This is a genomic window from Streptomyces sp. NBC_00299 (genome assembly GCF_036173045.1).
GTDB classification, from domain to species: Bacteria; Actinomycetota; Actinomycetes; order Streptomycetales; family Streptomycetaceae; genus Streptomyces; species Streptomyces machairae.
Genome location: NZ_CP108039.1, coordinates 4,662,597 through 4,682,945, shown reverse-complemented (window position 1 = coordinate 4,682,945; position 20,349 = coordinate 4,662,597). Strand labels below are relative to the sequence as shown.

Annotated in this window: 16 protein-coding genes; 8 read left to right on the top strand and 8 right to left on the bottom strand. The window is 73.2% G+C overall.

Translation table 11 applies throughout. The annotated features are described in order from the left end of the window. Positions 1-81: 81 nt before the first annotated feature. On the top strand, positions 82-1,329 hold the full coding sequence (locus OHT51_RS20610) for a sensor histidine kinase (protein WP_328880396.1): 1,248 nt from the start codon (positions 82-84) through the stop codon (positions 1,327-1,329). 92 nt (positions 1,330-1,421) lie between these two features. Further along, positions 1,422-2,078, top strand: coding sequence for a TetR/AcrR family transcriptional regulator (locus OHT51_RS20605; protein ID WP_328880395.1), 657 nt, complete (start codon positions 1,422-1,424; stop codon positions 2,076-2,078). Between the two features lie 151 nt (positions 2,079-2,229). Here the strand turns inward: OHT51_RS20605 and OHT51_RS20600 are convergent, their stop codons facing one another. Beyond that, positions 2,230-3,885: an MFS transporter gene (locus OHT51_RS20600; protein ID WP_328880394.1), complete on the bottom strand. Its 1,656-nt coding sequence runs from the start codon at positions 3,883-3,885 to the stop codon at positions 2,230-2,232. A 122-nt stretch (positions 3,886-4,007) separates the two neighbouring features. On the opposite strand from OHT51_RS20600, the gene OHT51_RS20595 reads away from it, so the two are divergent. The 4 genes from OHT51_RS20595 to OHT51_RS20580 all read left to right on the top strand — a co-directional run bounded on the left by OHT51_RS20595 (position 4,008) and on the right by OHT51_RS20580 (position 7,566). Continuing rightward, positions 4,008-4,802, top strand: coding sequence for a TetR/AcrR family transcriptional regulator (locus OHT51_RS20595; RefSeq protein ID WP_328880393.1), 795 nt, complete (start codon positions 4,008-4,010; stop codon positions 4,800-4,802). 14 nt (positions 4,803-4,816) lie between these two features. After that, the gene (locus tag OHT51_RS20590) at positions 4,817-5,677 is read left to right on the top strand and encodes an LmeA family phospholipid-binding protein (protein WP_328880392.1); all 861 of its coding nucleotides are present in this window, start codon (positions 4,817-4,819) and stop codon (positions 5,675-5,677) included. Between the two features lie 124 nt (positions 5,678-5,801). Beyond that, positions 5,802-7,061, top strand: coding sequence for an SLC13 family permease (locus OHT51_RS20585; RefSeq protein ID WP_328884386.1), 1,260 nt, complete (start codon positions 5,802-5,804; stop codon positions 7,059-7,061). Positions 7,062-7,065: 4 nt separating this feature from the next. Then, positions 7,066-7,566: a universal stress protein gene (locus OHT51_RS20580; protein ID WP_328880391.1), complete on the top strand. Its 501-nt coding sequence runs from the start codon at positions 7,066-7,068 to the stop codon at positions 7,564-7,566. Here OHT51_RS20580 and OHT51_RS20575 read toward each other — a convergent pair. The 5 genes from OHT51_RS20575 to OHT51_RS20555 all read right to left on the bottom strand — a co-directional run bounded on the left by OHT51_RS20575 (position 7,526) and on the right by OHT51_RS20555 (position 11,793). Continuing rightward, positions 7,526-8,251 carry a VOC family protein gene (locus tag OHT51_RS20575; RefSeq protein ID WP_328880390.1) on the bottom strand — a complete coding sequence of 242 codons (726 nt, stop codon included), beginning with the start codon at positions 8,249-8,251 and terminating at the stop codon, positions 7,526-7,528. The genes OHT51_RS20580 and OHT51_RS20575 overlap by 41 nt on opposite strands. 36 nt (positions 8,252-8,287) lie before the next feature. Continuing rightward, positions 8,288-8,839 carry a tellurite resistance TerB family protein gene (locus tag OHT51_RS20570; protein ID WP_328880389.1) on the bottom strand — a complete coding sequence of 184 codons (552 nt, stop codon included), beginning with the start codon at positions 8,837-8,839 and terminating at the stop codon, positions 8,288-8,290. Positions 8,840-8,965: 126 nt separating this feature from the next. Beyond that, the gene (locus OHT51_RS20565; RefSeq protein ID WP_328880388.1) at positions 8,966-10,420 is read right to left on the bottom strand and encodes a hypothetical protein; all 1,455 of its coding nucleotides are present in this window, start codon (positions 10,418-10,420) and stop codon (positions 8,966-8,968) included. Between the two features lie 6 nt (positions 10,421-10,426). Further along, positions 10,427-10,915 (bottom strand): hypothetical protein, encoded by a 489-nt coding sequence (locus tag OHT51_RS20560; RefSeq protein ID WP_328880387.1) that lies wholly within the window; start codon positions 10,913-10,915, stop codon positions 10,427-10,429. Between the two features lie 5 nt (positions 10,916-10,920). Further along, positions 10,921-11,793 (bottom strand): glycoside hydrolase family 16 protein, encoded by an 873-nt coding sequence (locus OHT51_RS20555; RefSeq protein WP_328880386.1) that lies wholly within the window; start codon positions 11,791-11,793, stop codon positions 10,921-10,923. 292 nt (positions 11,794-12,085) lie between these two features. On the opposite strand from OHT51_RS20555, the gene OHT51_RS20550 reads away from it, so the two are divergent. Next, positions 12,086-15,925 carry an nSTAND1 domain-containing NTPase gene (locus OHT51_RS20550; RefSeq protein ID WP_328880385.1) on the top strand — a complete coding sequence of 1,280 codons (3,840 nt, stop codon included), beginning with the start codon at positions 12,086-12,088 and terminating at the stop codon, positions 15,923-15,925. A gap of 42 nt (positions 15,926-15,967) precedes the next feature. Here the strand turns inward: OHT51_RS20550 and OHT51_RS20545 are convergent, their stop codons facing one another. Both OHT51_RS20545 and OHT51_RS20540 read right to left on the bottom strand, forming a co-directional pair. Beyond that, a complete protein-coding gene (locus OHT51_RS20545) occupies positions 15,968-16,894 on the bottom strand; it encodes a hypothetical protein (RefSeq protein WP_328880384.1) in 927 nt (308 codons plus the stop codon). A 97-nt stretch (positions 16,895-16,991) separates the two neighbouring features. Further along, entirely contained in the window at positions 16,992-17,999 is a 1,008-nt protein-coding gene (locus OHT51_RS20540; RefSeq protein WP_328884385.1) for a LacI family DNA-binding transcriptional regulator, read from the bottom strand. Positions 18,000-18,257: 258 nt separating this feature from the next. Between OHT51_RS20540 and OHT51_RS20535 the strand changes: the two genes are divergently transcribed. Beyond that, the gene (locus OHT51_RS20535; protein WP_328880383.1) at positions 18,258-20,324 is read left to right on the top strand and encodes a glycoside hydrolase; all 2,067 of its coding nucleotides are present in this window, start codon (positions 18,258-18,260) and stop codon (positions 20,322-20,324) included. Positions 20,325-20,349: the final 25 nt, after the last annotated feature.

Below are 20,349 nucleotides of genomic sequence, written 5' to 3'. Positions count from 1 at the left end.
ACGGGCGGTCCCGTCCGCCGTCCGTACCGTCCTCGCGCACAGGCGTCCACCATGGACCCAGCCGACCGACCGGAGAGCACGATGAGCACCAGCCCGGAGCGGCGCTACGCGGACCGCATCGAGGAGTTCTCGGACCGCCACCCCCATGTCGTCGACGTGGTGCTGGTCGCGGCGCTGATGGGCTGCGCGTCCCTCGGCAGCATGCTCACCCTGCCCGGCGCCGACCCGCCGGACCAGGACAGGACCGCCGCCGCCTTCATGGGGGTGGCCTGCCTGGCCCTGCTGAAGCACCGCAGGCATCCGCGTGTCGCCGTCGTCGTGTCCGCCGCCTGCACGGTGACCGTGATCGCGCTGGGGTATCTGCTCACCCCCCTGCTGCTGGCCCCCGTCATGGCGGCCCTCTACTGGCTGGCCACCCTCACCGACCGCCCGACGACCCGCGCCTACGGCCTCGCGACCATGGTGGCAGTGACCGTCGCCGCGGCGATCTCCGACAGCATGGACCACCTCTCGCTGCTGCTCAGGACGATCGGCCCGTTCTTCTGGCTGCTGCTGCCCCTCGCCGCCGGCAACATGACGCGGCTGCGGCGCGCCTACCTCCAGGCGGTGCAGGCCCGTGCCGAGCACGCCGAACGCACCCGGGAGGAGGAGGCCCGGCTGCGCGTCACCGAGGAGCGCATGCGGATCGCCCGCGAACTGCACGACGTCGTGGCCCACCACCTGGCCCTGGCCAACGCCCAGGCCGGCACAGCCGCACACCTGGTGCTCACCAGCCCGCAGCAGTCGCAGAAGATCCTCACCGACCTGACCGGGACGACGTCCTCCGCGCTGCGTGAGCTGAAGGCCACGTTGGGGCTGCTGCGGCAGAACGGCGACCCGGACTCCGCCCCCCTGGAACCGTCTCCCGGGCTCGCCCGGCTGCCCGAGCTGGTCTCCGCGTGCGCGTCGGCGGGGGTCACCGTCACGGTGACCACGGAAGGGGAGCCGCAGCCGCTGTCCCCCGGCGTGGACCTGACCGCGTTCAGGATCGTGCAGGAGGCGCTCACCAACGTCACCAAGCACGCCACCACGGAAGCCGCGACCGTCGGGCTCAGTTACTCCGACTCCCGCCTGCTGATCACGGTCGTCAACGACGGCCCCGCCGCAGCCGGTGCCGGCCCCGCTCCCGGGACCGGAGCGCTCCACGGCTTCGGCGTCATGGGCATGCGCGAGCGGGCCCACTCCATCGGCGGCGAACTCCGGGCGGGCCCGCGCCCCGACGGCGGCTTCGAGGTCACGACGGCCCTGCCGCTCCAGCCGTACGACGCCGGGGAGCGGGCGACCCCATGAGCGCCGGGGCCCCTCCGTGCGAGAATGCGGGTGCTCCACGTCCGTGTCCGCACGGTGTCCCACGTGCTCCGCGCTGATCCATCGAGGTTGTTGTGACCAAGCCCGTCGCCCGCGAGCCCCTGCGCCGCAACGCGCGGGCCAACCGGGCACGCATCCTGGCCACGGCCCGCCGGGAGTTCGGCCGGAACCCGGACGTCACGCTGGAGGAACTGGCGCGCGCCGCGGGTGTCGTACGGCGCACCCTCTTCGGCCACTTCCCGGGGCGCGAGGCGCTGTTGGAAGCCCTCGCCGAGGAGGCCTCCGAGAGCCTGCGCAGTGCGCTGGCCTCCGGTGTGCAGGCCGTCGAGGGGGAGCCCGCCGAGCGGTCGCTGGCCCGGCTCGCGTTCTCGATGTGGCCCGTGGGCGACCGTTACCGCCTGCTGCTGGCGCTGGCTCAGCGCGACCTGGGTGCGCAGCGGGTGGCCGAGGTGCTGGCGCCGGCCCGCGCCGCGGCCACGGCCATCCTGGAGCGGGGTCAGCGGGACGGCGTCTTCCACACCCACCTGCCGGCCGCCGCGCTCAGCGCTGGGCTGGAGGCGATGACGGTCGCGCTGCTGGAGTCGGTCAACACCGGGGTGCTGGAGGACGACGGCACCCGGGTCGCCATCGTCACGCTGATAGCGGCCGGGGTGCCGGAGGAGCGGGCGCGGGCCGTGGCGGAGGCGGTCGCGCCGACGGTGGCCCCGGTGCCGGACACCGCCGACGCCTGAGGCGTCGTGTCCCCGGTCATCCGGGCGTAGCCCGCGAGCGTCTCCCGACAGCGTCCCCCGGCAGGGGAAGGACGGTGCCGGGCGTCCCCTCCCGGCACCGTCCGGGGCCGTGTGCCGCTCAAGGCACGGCCCGTTCAGGGGTGGCGGCGGCTCAGACGGCGCCGCCCGTGTGAGCCTCCTGCGAATCGCGGGACTCCTGCGTTCCCTGCGTCTCCTGGGGCTCCGGCTTCTCCAGCGCGTCCTCCGAGCGGTGCCTGCCCGCCTTGCGGTGACCGGGGAGGACGGCGAGCACGATCAGCGTGCCGGCGGCCATGATGATCCCGCCGATCAGGCTGGTCTGGGCGACGCCGTGGGCGAAGGCCTCGTGCACCGCGTCGATGAGGGCCTGCGCCTGCTGGGCGCCGCCGGCGGGGTTCTTCGCGACCTGTTCGGCCACCGCGAGACCGCCGCCCACCGAGTCCTTGGCCGTCTCCAGCGCGGAGTGCGGCAGCTGGCCGCCGATCAGGTCCGAGAGCTTGTCGCGGTACGCCGTCCCCAGCAGCGAGCCGAGGATCGCGATGCCCAGGGCACCGCCCAGCTCCAGCGAGGTGTCGTTCGCACCGCCGCCGACGCCCAGCTCGGACTCGGGGAACGAGCCCATGATCGTGTCGGTGGCCGGGGACACGCTCAGACCGATCGCGAAGCCCAGCATGATCAGCGACGCCAGGAAGTCGGTGTACGAGGAGCCCTGGTCGATCCGGGTGAGCAGGAACACGCCGACCGTGCCGATCAGCATGCCGGAGACGACCATGGCCTTCACGCCGAGCTTCGGGGTCAGCCGCCCGGTCACCGCGGCGCCGACGAACACGGCACCGGCCAGCGGCAGCAGCCGTACGCCGGTCTCCAGCGCACCGTGGCCGAGGACGAACTGGAGGTACTGCGTGGCGTAGTAGAGCGAGCCGAAGGTGCCGAAGAAGAAGAACAGCACCGCGAGCATCGAGCCGCTGAACGGCCGCTGGGCGAACTTGCGCACGTCCAGCATCGGGTGCGGGTGACGCAGCTCCCAGGCGACGAAGGCCAGCAGGCCGACACCGGCGGCCACGGCCGCGGCGATCGGGCCGGCGCCCCAGCCGAAGTGCGGGCCCTCGATGGCCGCGTAGACGAGGGAGCCGACGGAGACGATGGACAGCAGACCGCCGACGTAGTCGATCCGGCCCATGCCCGCCGCCTTCGACGGCGGTACGAGCGCCAGCGCGCCGATGACGGCGACGATCGCGATGGGCACGTTGATCAGGAAGGTCGACCCCCAGGCGTGGTCCTCCAGGAGCCAGCCGGCGACCAGCGGGCCCACGGCGATGGCCAGACCCGAGGTGGCGGTCCAGCCCGTGATGGCCTTGGCGCGCTCACCGCGAGGGAAGATCGCGACCAGCAGGGACAAGGTGGCCGGCATGACGACGGCGGCACCGACTCCCATGACCGCGCGGGCGGCGATGACCAGAGCCGTCTCGTCGACCAGGCTGCCCATCACGGACCCGCCCGCGAAGATCAGCAGACCCACGATCAGGGCGCCGCGACGGCTGTACTTGTCGCCGATCGCGCCCAGGACGAGCATCAGCGCCGCGTACGGGACGGTGTAGCCGTCGATCACCCACTGCAGGTCGCTGCTGGTGAGGTCCAGGTCCCGGGTCATGTCGGGCGCGGCCACGATCAGCGACGTGTTCGCCATGACGACGATCAGCAGGCTCAGGCAGAGCACGAGCAGTGCCCACCAGCGCCGTGTGTACGGCCCGGTCATCTTCTCGACGGGTGTGGTGGCAAGGAAGGGCACGGGGACTCCCTGGGAGGGTGAGTTATTTGCACATCAGTGAGCAGACTAGTTTCTTGCCCGTCGATGTGCAAATATCGCCGGTGAGCCCACCCGACCCCCTCCCTCCGCACCGAGGTGCCGACGTGACCAGCCCGACAGCCCCGCACCCCGTACGCCGCCGCCGTACGACGCGTGCCACCCGCGCCCGCATCCTGGACGCGGCCCTGCGGGAACTGGGCCGCAACCCCGACTGCAGCCTCGGCGACATCGCCGAGGCCGCCGGGGTGGCACGGCGCACCGTCTACACGCACTTCACCGGCCGGGCGGCGCTGGTGGAGGGGCTCGCGGGGGAGGCGGCGGAGGCGATACGCCTTGCTGTCGCTGATACGTACGAGGCCACCCCGCACGAGGCCACCACGCACGAGGCCAGCACGCACGGGGCCCGTACGAGCGGGGGCGATGCGAGCGCCACCGGCCCGGGGGCACCCCACCCCGGCCCCGCGAGCGCCCTCGCCCACTTCGTCCTCACCCTGTGGCCGGTCGGCGACTGCTACCGCACGCTGATGGGCCTCGCCCGCCAGGACCTGGGCAGCGAGCAGGTGAGCGACCTGCTCGCCCCGGCCCGCGAGCGGGTCGCCGGCATCCTCGCCGAGGGACAGCGCCAGGGCGTCTTCCACGGCGCCGTACCGCCCGGCCCGCTCAGCGGCGCCATCGAGGCCCACCTGCTCGCACTGCTCGGCACGGTCAACTCCGGCATCTGGGCCGACGACGGCACGGGCGCCGCCACCGCCGCGCTGATCGCCGCCGGAGTCGACAGCGACACCGCCGCCGCCACCGCCGCGCTGATCGCCGCCGGAGTCGACAGCGACACCGCCGCCGCCACGGTCCGGCAACTGCACGCCACCGACCGGATCCGTCCGCCCCACCGACCCCGCTGAGGAGGCAACCGCCCATGCGCCGGTCCCAACAGCACGGACACGACTACGAGTACAACCCCGGCTACGACCCCGACCATGGCTACGGTCCCGACCACGCCTACGAGCCGTACACCCCGCACGAGCCGATGGATCCGAGCGAGCCCCACCACCCCCGGCCTCGCCGTAACCTCCGTCGAGCGACCGCCGTCGCCGTCGCCGCCCTGGTCACGCTGGTCCTCCTCCCCGTCGCCGCCGACCGGTTCGTGGCGGCGCGCATCGAGTCACGTACGGCGAAGGCGTTCCAGGAAGGCATGGGCACACCCGTCGAGCCCGAGGTGCACGTCCGCGGCTTCCCCGTCGTGACGCAGGCGGCGTCCGGCCCCCTGGACCACGTCGACATCACCGCCCACGACATACCGGCCCGCGGAACCACGCGCCCGCTGCCGGTGAGCGAACTCCGCCTCCGGCTCAACGGGTTGACGAAGTCCGACGACGACAGCGAGGCACGGGCCCGCAGCGCGGAGGCGACCGCGTTCCTGTCGTACGAGGACGTCTCGAACGCGCTCGGCCTGGAGATCTCCCAGGGCCGCAGCCCGGGCCGGGTGAGCGCGGTCGTCCTCCTGCCTCTCGGCGAGGAGGTCACCGTGACGACGACCGTGGCGGCGGACTCCGGAAACCGCATCGCCTTCGACGACTTCACCGTCTCGGGCGGGGCGTTGCCCGGCGTCGGGAGCGCGGTCCTCGACAAGGTCTTCGAGCGGCCGATCCAGCTGCGGAACATCCCCGAAGGCCTGCACCTGCGTTCGGTCACCCCCACGGCCGACGGCCTCAGCGCCCGCTTCTCGGGCCACGCGGTCACCTTCCGGCCGGACGGGGAGGCGCAGGGCGACGTCTGACGCTCCGCCGGTGCGGGTCGGCCGGGGCGTCGGGGAGCCGACGTCGGACTCGGCTCACCTTCACGGAGTACCGTGCGGCGTGATCCACCGGCGGCCCGGCCGTCGCTGCACGGAAGGACCGAACCTGAACACCCCGCTCGCCGAGACGCTGTCCGTGGCCATGCTCGTGCTCGTGCTGGTCTGTGCCGTCGTCCGTCCCTTCAACTGGCCGGAGGCCGTGGTCGCCGTACCGGCCGCGGCGCTGGTGGTGGCGACCGGCGCGATCTCCCCGGACCACGCGCTGGACGAGGCCGAACGGCTCGGGCCGGTGATCGGCTTCCTCGCGGCCGTACTGGTCCTCGCCCAACTCTGCGACGACGAGGGGCTGTTCCAGGCCTGCGGGGCGTGGATGGCACGTACGGCCGCGGGCCGGCCGCGCCGCCTGCTGATGCAGGTGTTCCTGGCCGCGTCGGCGATCACGGCCGTACTGAGCCTTGACGCCACGGTGGTGCTGCTCACGCCGGTGGTGTTCGCGACGGCGGCCCGGCTCGGGGCGCGCCCCAAGCCGCACGTCTACGCCTGCACGCACCTCTCCAACACGGCCTCCCTGCTCCTGCCGGTGTCCAACCTGACCAACCTGCTGGCGTTCGCCGCCAGCGGGCTCAGCTTCACCCGGTTCGCCGCGCTGATGGCGCTGCCGTGGGTGGCCGCGATCGCCGTGGAGTACGTCGTCTTCCGGCGCTTCTTCGCCACCGACCTGGACGCCGGGGCGCAGGCCCCGCACACCGCCGACGCCCCCGAACTGCCGCTGTTCGCCCTGGTGACCGTGGGGTGCACGCTGGCCGGGTTCGTGCTGACGTCGGCCGTGGGCATCGATCCCGCCTGGGCGGCCCTGGCCGGCGCGGTGGTCCTCGCCGTGCGGGCCCTGTTGCGGCGCAGCACATCCCCCAAGGCGCTGCTGCGGTCCGTCTCGGTGCCGTTCCTGGCCTTCGTGCTGGCGCTCGGGATCGTGGTCCGCGCGGTCGTCGACAACGGGCTCGACACGGCCCTGGGCCATCTCATCCCCGACGGCACGGGGCTTGCGGCCCTGCTCGGGATCGCGGCGCTGGCCGCCGTGCTGGCCAATGTCATCAACAACCTGCCCGCGGTGCTGGTCCTGCTGCCACTGGCCGCCGGCTCCGGCCCCGGCGCGGTCCTCGCGGTGCTGCTCGGGGTGAACATCGGCCCCAACCTCACCTACGCCGGTTCGCTCGCCACCCTGCTGTGGCGGCGTATCGTCCACGCGCATGACGCGGAGGTGGAGCTGGGGGAGTTCACCCGGCTCGGTCTGTACGCCGTACCGGCGAGCCTCCTCGCCGCGGTGCTGGCACTGTGGGCCTCACTGGCCGTGATCGGAGGAGGCTGATCCCATGACGGTGGTCGTCTGGATCGTCGAGGGCACCTGGCCCGCCTGTGTGGACGCCGCGCGCCGGCACGCGCCCGAGGATGCCGAGGTCGTCCTGCTGCACGTCACCGGGCACGAGGTCGCGGACGCCGCGCACGGCGCGTTCGCAGGACTGCTCGGCCGGGGCCGCCCCGAGCGCGACCCCGGCACCCGCGTCGAGCACCTCGCCGCCGCCTCCGCCGAGAGCCTCCTCCAGGCGGCCGCCGAGCGTCTCGACCGCCCCTGCACGCGCGTCGAGCGCTCCGGCCGCGTCGAGCGCGAGGTCGTCGCCGCTACGGAGGGCGCCGAACTGCTCGTCCTGGCCCGGGACGGCGACCGCGCCACCCTGGGCCCCCACAGCCTCGGCCCCGCGAGCCGCTTCGTCGTCGACCACGCCCCGTGCCCGCTACTGCTGGTCTGGCCGGAGCCGGCCCCCGACCTGACGACTATGCCGCCCCCGCCGCCTCATCCTCCGCACCACGCATAGCCGGCGGCCCGGCCACGCCCACGCACGCCTCGTTGCCCTCGGGGTCGGCCAGTATCCAGAGCGAGGGGGCGTGGGTGTCGTCGACCAGCCGTCCGCCCGCTGCGATCGCCGCCTCGACCCGGGCCTCGGCCCGGTCGTGGGGTACCCAGACGTCGACGTGCAGGGTGTTGCGCTGGGGGCGGGGGGCGTCCAGCTCCTGGAAGTAGAAGGGTGCTCCGCGGCGCCTCGGGTCGACCAGGTCCTCCGGACTGCCGGCGCGGTCCTCGTAGCCGAGCAGCGCACGCCAGAACGCCACGACCGCGGGCCCGTCCAGGGCGTCCACGGTGACCTGGACGGTCTGCACGGCCGACGGGTCGGCCGGGATGCCCAGCCGCCGCGCCACGGCCGAGATCTCCCGGGCCAGCTCGACGTCCCGCTCGGTCAGTCCGAAGTACTCGTCGGTGAGCGTGACGACCCGGACGTCGACGGCGTCGGCCCGCACGTCGACGTCCGGAACGCCGTCCCCTGCAGCCGCCAACTCACCGATGGCCTGCACCAGTTGGACGCCCGCCGCGAACGACCCGGTACGGAAGTGCGCGCACGCCCCCTCGCCCAGGACGCGCCAGTCCTCCAGGCCGGTGGTCTCATGGAACTGCTGGGGCCTGATCCGCCGGACCTCGTTCTCCACATTCCCCGCGTATGTCATGGGCGCAACATAGCGGGGCAGTGGTGGGACGTGGCGTCAGAGGCCGAATTCCTGGGGGGACAGGTTGAGCGTCGCGCAGGCCTCGCGCAGGACCTGCTCCTCCGCCGGTGCGATGTAGCCGTCGGCGCCCGCCACGACGAACCCGGTCTGGACGACCGCCCGGGCCTCCGTCGGCTTCTTCGCGGCCTTGGCGATCTCCTGCAGGGCCTCGGTCTTGCCCTGCTGGAAGTTGAAGGACAGCTGGTCGACGTGCTTGTTGAAGCGCTGCCGCAGCTGCTCGGACGGGAAGTTCTGCAGGACGTCGTTGTTCAGGATCAGCGACTCCACATGCTGGCGCTCGGCCGGGTCGACATTCCCGTCGGCGGCGGCGACCAGGGCACACATGGCCATGCTGGCGTCCCGGTAGGCGCCGCTCTTCAGCTCCGTCTTGAGGGAGGTGAGCTGGGTCTTGAGCGCGCTCACCAGCTGGGCCTTGGATCCTCCCGAGGACCCGGAACCCGGCCGCCCGTGCCCGCCGGAGCTCCGCCCGGCCTGTGCCTGCTGCTGCAGACCCTTGGCCTGGTCCTTGATCCGATCCCACATCGCCATCCGTGCCACCTCGGCTTCAGCCCATGTCGTTCAGGTCGACTGCGTGTGTTGCATGTGTTCCGTGTGTCCTCCTGCAAACGTCCGCCGGCCCGTGGGAGTTCCTGGGCCGGCGGACGCGTCCGAAGGTCACCGCTCGACGACCGGCCGGAAGGCGTCCCGCACACCCGACTTCGACGTGGAGACGAACTCGTCGCCCGGCCCGTAGTCGTAGCTGCCGTAGTACTCGTAGTACAGAGTCCGCGGGCAGCTCGTGCCGCCGATCTGCACCGAGCGCGGGTCGAGGCGCTTTCCGGTGCGCAGTTCGTACACCTTCAGCGGGACCTTGACCTTGTGGAAGGTCACCTCGTAGGGGAGGTACTCGGACTTGTCGTTCTCGTAGTGGCAGGTCTCGACGGCGGACCCGTTCTCCGCCGAGTCCGCGCACACCACGAGCGCGGCCTTGGCCGGGTCGTCGGTGCGCCAGCCGCCGGGGAGCTGCCCGGTGTACTCGGTGTCGCCGAGGAACAGCGCCCGGTTGGACCCCTTGCGGTACGGCGGGGCACCGCTGTACTTGGCGGGCGAGTCGCAGTAGCCGGACTCCGCGTCGTACGCGTCCCTGACCAGGCCGCGCACCTTGTGCAGTTCGAGGGCGAGGGTGGCCTTGCGCACGCCGCCACGGGCCTCGTCCGCGCGGGAGTCGTCGGGGTAGGTGTCGAGGAGATGCTGGTAGCGGGCCCGCGCCTGCTGCCAGGCGTCCTCGGACATCAGATGGTCGCCGCAGCCCGCCAGCGCCGCGGGTTCCGTCCGCGTCGCGTCGGCGGCCGACCGGTCCAGTACGTCACGGGAGGGCTTGCGGTCGCGGAGCCAGCCGGCGATGTCGGCGGTGGCGCAGGAGTCCTCGGTGGGCAGACCGCCGAGGAAGGTGTCCAGCACCGTCCGGACGGTCCGCTCGTTGCCGGGCTCCTCCAGGACGCCGGCGAGGACGCGGAAGCCGCGCTCCAGATCCTCGGTGCTCCCGTCCCGGGCGGCGTCGGACAGTGTGGCCGCGGCACGTTCCAGGCGCCGGCACGCCTCCACCACCGCCTCGCCGGGTTCGACCACCGGCGCGCCCGCCAGGCGGTGGCCGAGTCCCACCTCGCCCTGCGCGGCCACGGCCGCCTCGCAGTCACCGCCTTCGCGGGCCTCGGTCACACGGTTCTCGATGCCGTACGCGTCGACCCGCAGCAGCACGGCGGTCAGCAGTACGGCGACCGCGAGGACGAGCGTGCCCGCCCGCTGCCCCCGTCGCACGACGTGCTCGGCGCGCCCGTGCGCCAGGGACCAGCCGTGTGCGGTGCCGGCCGCCCACCACACGAGCAGCAGGACCTCGGCCCAGGTGTCGGCGGTCGACACGGTGACGTTGAGGAGCCAGCCCGTGCCGATGACGGTGAAGACGGCCGACCGCCAGTGGCCGAGCAGCATGTAGCCGATGCCGAGCAGCGAGGCGTTGCCGAGGGCCGCGGCCACCGGGTCGCACGGGCGGTCCCGCCCGGGTGGCGAGGGAGGCTGCGGGGGCTCGTCGGGCGGCACGGAGGGGCCGTGGGCGTATGCCGGGGAGTCCATGGACCGTCACCCCTGGTGCCACGTGGGCGCCTGGTCGCGTACGGAGAAGTAGCCGCGGCCCGTCGCGCCGCTCACCATCCACAGGGCCGCCACGTCGATGCCGGCGACCACGAACGTCGCGAGGTTCGGCGCCCCGGAGGCCAGCGAGCCGAGGAAGGCGAAGGCCGTCGAGACCGCCACGAACGACAGGCACACGATCAGCACCACACGGACCCAGCCGCGGCGCTTGCGTGCCAGCACGACGCAGGCGATCAGCAGCGCCGCCAGGCCCCAGCAGAACAGCGCCAGCAACCAGGCCATGCCCATCGGCATGAGCAGGTCCTGCCCGTGCTCCTGCTTGCTCCGGTTCTCCTCGACGACCGCCCAGCCGCCGAACGCCGTGCCCAGCGCGTGCACGGCGACGACCACGAGGACGAAGATGACGGCCCCGGGCATGCGCACCCCTCCCGGAGAAGCCGGGCGGGCCTGCTCGGGCTGGTAGGGAGAGCTCTGCATCGCGTTCACCTCACGCTTTCGTCGTCCGGCAGGTCGTAGACCCGGGCCCAGTCCACTTCGTAGACCGCGCTCTGCAGGTCGTCGCCATGGAAGTTGTCGAGCTGGATGGTCTGGTGCATCGACGGGGCGCACTGCATGCAGGCGCGGTCGTCGTTCGCCCCGTCGGCGAAGCGGAACCACTCCTCGCCGTCGATGAAGCCCCGCACGTGGTCCGGGGTCCACTCGACGGCGACGTTGTGCCACTGCGTCAGGTCCACGCCGCACTGCTGCGCGAACTCCTGCTGCACGGGCACGCCTTCGGGGTGCGGGTAGTGCAGGAACGCCTCGGCGCACTGCTCGCCCGGGGCGCCGTTCTCCAGGTAGTCGTACTCGCCGTCCTCGGGGTGCCGGTTCGAGTCCGGCCACAGGATCAGCAGCGGGTGGTACTGCCGCCCGTTGTCGGGGGCGGTGGCCCGGGACCGGACCCGGGCCTCCCACCTGCCGTATCTCCGGCCGTACGACGAGGCGAGCCAGCCGGAGTCGCCGTCCGCCTCCCCGGTCATGCGCAGAATGCCGCCGACGACACGGGTGTTGACGTCGCAGCGGCGGCCGTTGTCGCCGTGGCCGGGCCAGCACTTGTCGGGTCCGCCGCCCGCCAGGCGCCACCGGTCGCGGTCCGGTACCGCGGGCTCGGTCTCGGAGCCGTAGTCGAACTCGTCCGACCCCTGGGGCAGCGGTTCGCCCCAGCCGTACCGTTCGGCTGCGGTCCCCGCGGCGCCGGTCGCGGTGGTCGTCGCACGGCCGGGTGCGGCGTTCCCCGTGGCCGCCGCGAGCGCCAGCCCGAGGGCCGCCGCGCCGAGCCCCACGGCGAGGTGCCGGGCGCGAAGTCGTCGGTGCATGACTCCCCTTCAGCGTGTCGTGTACGGACGAGCGGGAAGCGGGAGCGGCGGGCCGAGCCCTCCCCCCTTGGCGGGGCTCGGACCGCGCCATGGCCGTCCTGGCCACGTCCCACGACCAGTCGACCGCCGAGCGGGGTTGTTCGGCAGGCCGGTCCCCGGCACCGAACAACCGGGAGGCGTGAACCGCACCGAGTGCCCTGAAGGAACCGTGAGGATCAGGTGAACGCCCGTGCCCCGGCCGGCGATACGTCGGAGAGTCGGTCGAGGGTGACCGAAGGGGAGGGCGGACCACGTGTCGGGACAACCGGGGCCGGGGCGTACCGAGGGCGAGCTTGATCCGGAGGCCGGACCGGTACCGCGCTTCGCCGCCGAACTGCGTGCCCTGCGCGAGTCCGCGGGGAAGCCCACCTACCGGACGATGGCCGAGCGGGCCCGGTACGGCGTGACCACCCTGTCGCAGGCGGCCGCCGGAAAGCAGCTGCCCTCCCGCGCGGTGACGCTCGCGTACGTCAAGGCGTGCGGCGGCGACCTGAGCGAGTGGGAGCGGCGCTGGCGCGAGGTGTCGGACGAACTGGCCGCCGAGGCAGCCGCGGCCGACGACAGCACCCGGCCGCCCTACCGTGGCCTGACCCGGTTCGAACCGGGCGACGCCGATCTGTTCTTCGGCCGGGACCAGCTCGTGGAGCGGCTGGCCGAGCTGAACCGCAAACACCGCTTCACGGCGGTCTTCGGCCCGTCCGGCAGCGGCAAGTCCTCGCTGCTGCGGGCCGGGTTGATCCCCCGGCTGCGCACCCCGGGCGGCGGTGAGGGCGGCGATCCCCGCGACGTGCCTCCCGCGGCCGTACGCATCCTCACGCCCGGCCCGGACCCGCTGCGCACCCACGCCGAGCGTCTCGTGCCCGTACCGGACACCGACGCCGACACCTGGCTGATCGTCGACCAGTTCGAGGAGCTGTACACCCTCGGTGGCGACCCGGCCGAGCGGGACGCCTTCATCGACCGCCTCGTCGCCGCCACCGACGCCGACAGCCGGCTGCGGGTCGTCATCGCGGTGCGGGCCGACTTCCTCGGCCGGTGCGCCGAACACCCCGGCCTCACCGCCGCGTTGCAGGACGCCACCCTGCTCGCCGGTCCGATGAGCCGGACCGAGCTGCGGGAGGCCATCGTCCGCCCGGCCGCCGCGGCCGGCCTGATCGTCGAACGCGCCCTGACCGACCGCCTCCTGGACGAGGTCGAGGGTGCCCCCGGCGGACTGCCGATGATGTCGCACGCCCTGCTGGAGACTTGGCGCCACCGCAGCGGGCGCGTGCTGACCGAGAGCGCGTACGAGGCGGCCGGTGAACTGCACGGCGCCGTCGTCCGCACGGCAGAGCAGGTGTACGGCGAACTCACCGCACCGCAGGCCGAGTTGGCCCGCCGGATCCTGCTCCGCCTCGTCGCCCCCGGCGCACCGGACACCCGCCGCCCCACCGATCACGCCGAGCTCGACTTCGGCAACCCCGCCGACACCCGGGTCGTACTGGAACGGCTGGTCCGGGCCCGTCTCATCACCTTCGACGACGGCACCGTCGACCTCGCCCACGAGGCCCTGATCACCGCCTGGCCCCGCCTGCGCGCCTGGATCGACGCCGAACGCGACCGGCTGCGCGTGCACCGCTCCCTCTCCGAGGCGGCCCGCACCTGGCAGGCCCTCGGGCAGGAGAACGCCGCACTCTACGCCGGGTCCCGGCTGTCCGCGGCCCGCGACGCCTTCCCCCGCGACACCGCACCCGAGGGCGAGCGCAGCGAGGAACTCACGCCGTTGGAACGGCAGTTCCTCACCACCTCGCTCCGGCGCCGGCACCGCGCCGCGCTGCTGCGCCGTACGGTCGTGGCCGTCCTCGCGGCGCTCACCCTGCTCGCCACCGGCACCGCGGTCGTCGCCCTCCAGGCCCGTGCCACCGCGCAGGCGGAACGGGACGAAGCCGTCTTCGGCCGGCTCACCGCCGAGGCCGACCGGGTCCGCGACACCCAGGCCGGGGCGGCCGCCCGGCTCGACGTGGCCGCGTACCGCATGCGCTCCACCCCGGATCTGCGGACCCGGCTGGCCTCGGACGCGGGCCGGGTGCTGGCCACCCGGCTGCCCGGCCACGACGGTGTCGCCGGCTCCGTGGCGTACGCGCCCGACGGCCGCACGCTCGCGAGCGGCGGCCATGACGGCCTGGTCCGGCTGTGGGACACGGCGGCGGGCAAGCCGCTGGGCGAACCGCTGCGCCTGCGTACGGGAGGCGTCAGCGCGGTCACCTTCTCCCCGCGGGACGGTGACCTGCTCGTGGCCACGGGGAAAGGCGGCGGCATCCAACTACGGGATGTGCGCGACCGGTCGCGGCCCCGCGCTCTCGGCCGGCCGCTCGTGAGCCACGACGAGCAGAACGTCGTCTCCGCCGCCTTCGCCCCGGACGGCACGACGCTCGCCACCGCCGGCGACGACGGCACCGTCCGCCTGTGGGACTTGGCCGACCCGGCCCGCCCCGCGCCGATCGGCGAGCCGGCCGACGCCGACGCGTCCGAGGCGCGCAGCGTCCGCGCGGTGGCGTTCGCCCCGGACGGGGAGACCCTGGCCACGAGCGGCTACGACGGGACCGTACGGATGTGGCGGTTCGGCGAGGACGCGGGGAAGGAGGACGGCCCCGGGATCGCACCGCTCGGCAAGCCGCTGCGGGAACACACCGACCCCGTCTGGACACTGGCCTTCTCCCCGGACGGCCGCACGCTGGCCTCCGCCGGCTTCGACGAGACCGTACGCCTGTGGGACGCGTCCGACCCGGCCCGCGTCCGGCCGCTGGGCGAACCGCTCAGCGGGCACACCGCGCCCGTCATGTCGGTGGCGTTCAGCTCCGACGGCGAGACCCTGGCGACCGCGGGCGAGGACGACCGGCCCCTCCTGTGGAACGTGGCCAACCCCGCCTATCCGCTGCAGCTCGGGGAGCCGCTGACCGGGCACACCGAGGCCGTGTGGGAGGTGGCCTTCAGCCCCGACGGCCGCACCCTCGCCAGCGCCGGCGCCGATGGCAGCGTCCTGCTGTGGCACCGGCCGCCCACCGTCCTCACGGACTTCACCAACCCGCTCACCGCCGTCGCCTTCAGCCCAGACGGCCGCCTGCTCGCCGTCGCCAGCACGGACGACGGCCTGATCCGCCTGTGGGACGTACGCCGCCCGGACCGCCCACGCCGGATCCCGCGGACGCTCGGCCACGAGGACGCTGTCCTGTCCGTCGCCTTCGCCCCGGACGGCCGTACGTTGGCCGGCGGTTCGAGGGACGGGACCGTACGCCTGTGGGACCTCGCCACGCCCGAACGTCCCGCCCCGCTCGGCGAACCGCTCGACGCGCACGACCGCGGTGTCCTCGCCGTCGCCTTCTCCCCGGACGGCCGCACGCTGGCCACCGGCGGCGACGACGACACCGCGCGGCTGTGGGACGTACGCCGTCCGGACCGGGTACGGCCGCTCGGCGAGCCCCTGCGCGGCCACACGGACGCCGTCACCTCGGTGGCCTTCAGCCCCGACGGCCGCCTCCTGGCCACCGGCGCCGAGGACGACACGGCACTGCTGTGGCACGTGGGCGCCGAAACGCGCGTACGGCCCGCGGGCGCCGCCCTCACCGGGCATGACGAGCCGGTCAACGCGGTGGCGTTCGCCCCGGACGGGAAGACGCTGGCGACCGGCAGCGACGACCGTACGGTCCGGCTGTGGGACGTGCGACGGCCGGACCGCGTCCGTCCGTTGGGGGAGGAGCTGGCCGAGCACCGCGGCGCTGTCAGGGCGTTGGCCTTCGCCCCGGACGGCCGGACACTCGCGACCGGCAGCGGCGACCACACCGTCCGCCTGTGGGACGTGACCGAGCCCGCCCGCGCCGAGCCCTACGGCCAGGAACTCACCGGCCACACGGACACCGTCACCTCCGTCGCGTTCGGCGCGGACGGCACCACCCTCGCCTCCGTCGGCTACGACCTGACGGCCCGGGTGTGGACCCTGGAAGCGGACCGCGCGACGGCCTACGTCTGCGACCGCACCGGCGGCGTCCTGAACCGCGCCGAATGGGAGGAACGGCTGCCGCGGCTCGGGTACCGGGACGTGTGCGAGGGGCGGTAGGAGCCGTCGTGGGCGGCTTTTGAGTGCCGTCCGAGGGGTGGCTCAGGGGGTCGTGAACTTCAGCACCGCGCCGTCCTTGTTGTGCGCGACCACGGTCGCCTTCAGCCGGTCGCCGAAGCCGGCCTCGCCGCCCGCGCCGCCGAGCTGCATCAGGGTGCCCGCCGTCTGGAAGGTCACGTAGTCGTCGCCCAGGGACACGTGCACATGGACGTCGTTCGCCGTGATGTTCGCCGTGGAGGTCACCAGGACCTCGCACGCGCCGTCCGAGCAGGCGCCGTAGTTCTTGCCGTCGGCCGCCTCGGGGAGCGGGCCGTCGGGGTCGGGCGCCGGCGAGGCGGTGTCCTCGCCCTGGCCGTCGGGCTTCCAGCCCGGGGCGCACTGCTCCGCCCGCTCGTACGCGGCGCCGAGCCGCGCGTCCTGCTTGGCCAGCGCGGGCAGGTCCGGCCGGGGTGAGGTGAGGGACTGGACCAGCTTGTCGACGTCCGCGGCACTGCCCTCGGCGTCGCCGTCGGCCGGGTTCGGGGACACCCCGTCGAGTTCGGCCACGACGCCGCGCACCTTCTTCAGCCAGGCGTCGCGCAGCCGGTCGGCCGCGGGGACACCGGACGGTCCGAGGTCCGCCAGACCGCTCTCCACGTCCTCCACCGCCGAGGGCGTGCCGGCGAGGTAGCCGACGGCGCGGGCCCTGGCGACCAGGTCGGCCTGGGCGTCCGAATCCCGGATCTCCTTCAGGTCGGCGGCGCTGTCCGACCGCAGGTCCTTGAGCGCGGCCGTCGACTCGCACATGCCGCCGACCCACTTGACCAGCTGCCCGGACGGCGACTTGGCCGGCGTCGGCTCGGCCGACCCCTTGCCCGAGGCCCCCGACGCGTCGCCCTTCCCGCCCTCGTCCGTCCCGCCCCCGCACCCGCCGAGAGCCAGTACCAGCCCGGCGGCGGCCAGCACGGCGACGCTCCCCCTCTTGACCATCGAACGACCTCTCTCCGCTGAACCCGTCTGCACGGGCCGGATCCCGGCGCCGTGAGACCAGTCCAACGCGGGCACGGATTGTTCGGTCACCCCGCACTCAGCCGCGAACAATGCCCTTCGGCGGCGGCGGCGGTGCCGTGCTCCGGCGCCCGACGAGCCGGGTCGGGACGAGCGTCGTGCCGTGGTCCGGGCCGCCGTGCCGCATCTTGCTCAGGACACCCTCGACGCAGAGGCGGCCCACCTCGGCGAAGTCCTGGTGGATGGTGGTGAGCGGGGGCAGGAAGGACGCGGACTCGGGGATGTCGTCGAAGCCGATGACGCTGACGTCGTCGGGAACCTTCCGGCCGCGTTCGTGCAGGGCGCGCAGCAGACCCAGCGCCATCTGGTCGTTGGCCGCGAACACCGCCGTGCAGTCCGCCCGTTCGGCGAGCCGCAGACCGGCCCGGTAACCGGACTCCGCCGACCAGTCGCCGCGCACCAGGGGCGGCGGGTCCACGCCCGCTGCCGTGAGGGCGCCCCGCCATGCGTTGGCACGGCGCTGCGCGGCGAAGGAGTCCTCCGGCCCGGCGAGGTGCCACACCGTGTCATGGCCGAGGTCCAGCAGATGCCCTACGGCGTCACGGGCGCCGCCCGCCTGGTCGGTGTCGACGACGGTGTAGCGGTCGCCGGCGTCCGAGTCGGCGACCACGACCTGGACGCCGGGCGGCAGGGAGACCGTCGCGGCGTCCAGCAGATGGATCTCCATGATGACGATGACCGCGTCCACGGCGAGTTCGCCGAGGCGGGAGAAGGCGCCGTTCACCTCGTCCTGGGTGGGGACGGCGACCGGCAGCAGCGTGACGGCGTAACCGTGCTGGGCGGCGGAGGTCGCGATCGCCTCCAGGGTGCGGATGTTCCCCATGGTGGAGAGGGAGAAGGTGATCACGCCGAGGGTGCGGAACTCGCCGCGCCTGAGGGCCCGTGCCGCGCTGTTGGGCCGGTAGCCCAGCTCCCGCATCGCGGCCAGGACCTGCTGTCGGGTCTCCTCGTTCACGCCCGGGAAGCCGTTGGAGACGCGGGAGACCGTCTGGGAGGAGACCCCGGCGAGGCGCGCGACGTCGGCCATGGAGGCGCCCTGACGGGGGCGGGCGGCACGCTTTCGCGTCCCCGCCGGTGTGCCGTCACCGTCCGCTGTGCCCATCGTGCCCACCTTGTCCCCTAGGTCGCCGGACTGCGCAACTTTCGGTCCCCGACGACTCCTTGACCCCTGAGATTCGGACAGTGTAGACATCCCGCGAACGCATGTTTACGTAAACATTCCGAGCAGAAACTACACCAGAACATACCGAAACGCGCCGAACCGAACCTCGCTGGAGTACTCGACATGGCACACCGCACCAGTAAGAGAAGGCTCCTGGGGGTCGGCATCACGGCCCTCGCGACCGGAACCGTGCTGGCCGCCACCACCCTGCCGGCCGCGCACGCGGAGACGACGACGGCCGCCGCTTCGGTCACCGTCGTGCCCGACCCCTCCTACAAGCAGGAGAAGTTCGAGGGCTGGGGCACCAGCCTGGTCTGGTTCGCCAACGCGACCGGCGACTACCCGCCCGCGATACGCGAGCGGCTCGCGAAGCTCCTCTTCGGCGACGACGGCCTCGCGCTGAACATCGCCCGCTACAACATCGGCGGTGGCAACGCCCCCGACGTCAAGGACTACCTGCGGGCCGGCGGCGCGGTCCAGGGCTGGTGGAAGGCGCCGGCGGGCACCACCCGCGAGGACGTCGACTGGTGGGACGCCGACGACCCCGCCGACTGGAACACCAAGGCCGACAAGACGCAGCGCTGGTGGATCGACCGCATCAAGAAGGACATCACCCACTGGGAGACCTTCAGCAACTCGCCGCCCTGGTTCATGACCGAGAGCGGCTACGTCTCCGGCAACTTCGACGCGGGCAGGGACCAGCTCAAGACGGAGTCCGTCGACGACTTCGCCAAGTACCTGGTGGGCGCCACCGAACGCCTGGAGAAGGCGCACGGCATCAAGGTCGACACCCTGGACCCGTTCAACGAGCCGAACACGAACTACTGGGGCACCAAGCTCGGCCCGGACGGCGAGCCCGTCGGCGGCCGTCAGGAAGGCGCCCACATCGGTCCCGAACTCCAGCAGAAGGTGATCAGCGCGCTGGGCCCGACCCTGGCCAAGGCCCGCACGCACGCGGAGATCTCCGCGATGGACGAGACCAACCCCGGTACCTTCGCCACGAACTGGAACTCCTACCCCCAGGAAGTGCGCGACCTCGTCGGCCAGATGAACGTCCACACCTACGGCACCGGCCAGCGCACCACGGTCCGTGACCTGGCCAAGGCCGCTGACAAGCCGCTGTGGATGAGCGAGGTCGAGGGCGACTGGGGCGACGGCCAGAGCTTCACGGACATGCGGCCCGGCCTCGGCCTCGCCCAGCGCATCGTCGACGACCTGCGCGAACTGGAGCCCCGCGCCTGGGTGTTCTGGCAGCCCGTCGAGGACTACGACAACATGAAGCCGGGCGGCGAGTCCGCGAAGGGCGGCAACTGGGGCGAGATCCAGCTGTCGTTCAGCTGCACGTCCAAGGACACGCTCGAGACCTGCCCGATCTACACGAACACCAAGTTCGACACGGCCCGGAACTTCACGCACTACATCAAGCCCGGCGACCGGCTGGTGAAGACGAACGACGCGTCCAGCACCGCGGCCGTCTCCCGCAAGGGCGACGCGGCCACCGTCGTCCACGTCAACAGCACCACCGAAGCCCGCGAGGTCACCCTCGACCTGTCGAAGTTCGGGCGGATCTCGTCCCGGGCCACCGTCACCCCGGTGGTGACGAGCGCCGACGGCAAGCTGGAGCGGCAGAAGGCGGTCCGGGTCAGCGGTGAGCGGGCCACGGTCACCGTGCCCGCCCAGTCGGTGACGTCCTTCCTCGTCAAGGGCGTGTCCGGCGTCGCGAAGGACGCGGCCGAACTGAAGAAGGGCCACACCTACCGGCTGACCGGCGTCCAGAGCGGCAAGGACCTCACCATCGCCGACAACGGCACCGGGCTGGTCATCAAGAGCGCCGACGTGGCCGACCCCAGTGGCCGGCAGTGGCGGGTGGAGCAGATCAGCGGCTCCGACAACCGCAAGCGCTACGCCTTCACCGAGGCGAGCGAGGGCAAGCGCCTGGCCGTCCGCGACGGGGCCCTGGTGGCCGAGCCGGACGAGGGGCGCCGGGACAGCGCCGCCCAGTGGATCATGTCGACGACCGGCGACGGCACCTGGACCCTGGTCAACGCCGCCACCGGCCGGCTCGCGGAGGTCTCCGGGCAGTCCACGAACGACGGCGCCGGGGTCGGCGTGTGGCTGGCGAACTCCGGTGCCAACCAGCGGTGGAAGGTGACCGAGGTGACGGGCGCCGACGCCGCGGGAACCGAGTAGTCGGACCGGGCAGCCGGTCGGGGCG

Coding starts and splice junctions, on each gene's coding strand:
- OHT51_RS20540 (WP_328884385.1), bottom strand. CDS start 17,999: ATGGCCGACGTCGCGCGCCTCGCCGGGGTCTCCTCCCAGACGGTCTCC.
- OHT51_RS20535 (WP_328880383.1), top strand. CDS start 18,258: ATGGCACACCGCACCAGTAAGAGAAGGCTCCTGGGGGTCGGCATCACG.
- OHT51_RS20560 (WP_328880387.1), bottom strand. CDS start 10,915: ATGCAGAGCTCTCCCTACCAGCCCGAGCAGGCCCGCCCGGCTTCTCCG.
- OHT51_RS20575 (WP_328880390.1), bottom strand. CDS start 8,251: ATGACATACGCGGGGAATGTGGAGAACGAGGTCCGGCGGATCAGGCCC.
- OHT51_RS20590 (WP_328880392.1), top strand. CDS start 4,817: ATGCGCCGGTCCCAACAGCACGGACACGACTACGAGTACAACCCCGGC.
- OHT51_RS20580 (WP_328880391.1), top strand. CDS start 7,066: ATGACGGTGGTCGTCTGGATCGTCGAGGGCACCTGGCCCGCCTGTGTG.
- OHT51_RS20545 (WP_328880384.1), bottom strand. CDS start 16,894: ATGGTCAAGAGGGGGAGCGTCGCCGTGCTGGCCGCCGCCGGGCTGGTA.
- OHT51_RS20610 (WP_328880396.1), top strand. CDS start 82: ATGAGCACCAGCCCGGAGCGGCGCTACGCGGACCGCATCGAGGAGTTC.
- OHT51_RS20565 (WP_328880388.1), bottom strand. CDS start 10,420: ATGGACTCCCCGGCATACGCCCACGGCCCCTCCGTGCCGCCCGACGAG.
- OHT51_RS20555 (WP_328880386.1), bottom strand. CDS start 11,793: ATGCACCGACGACTTCGCGCCCGGCACCTCGCCGTGGGGCTCGGCGCG.
- OHT51_RS20570 (WP_328880389.1), bottom strand. CDS start 8,839: ATGGCGATGTGGGATCGGATCAAGGACCAGGCCAAGGGTCTGCAGCAG.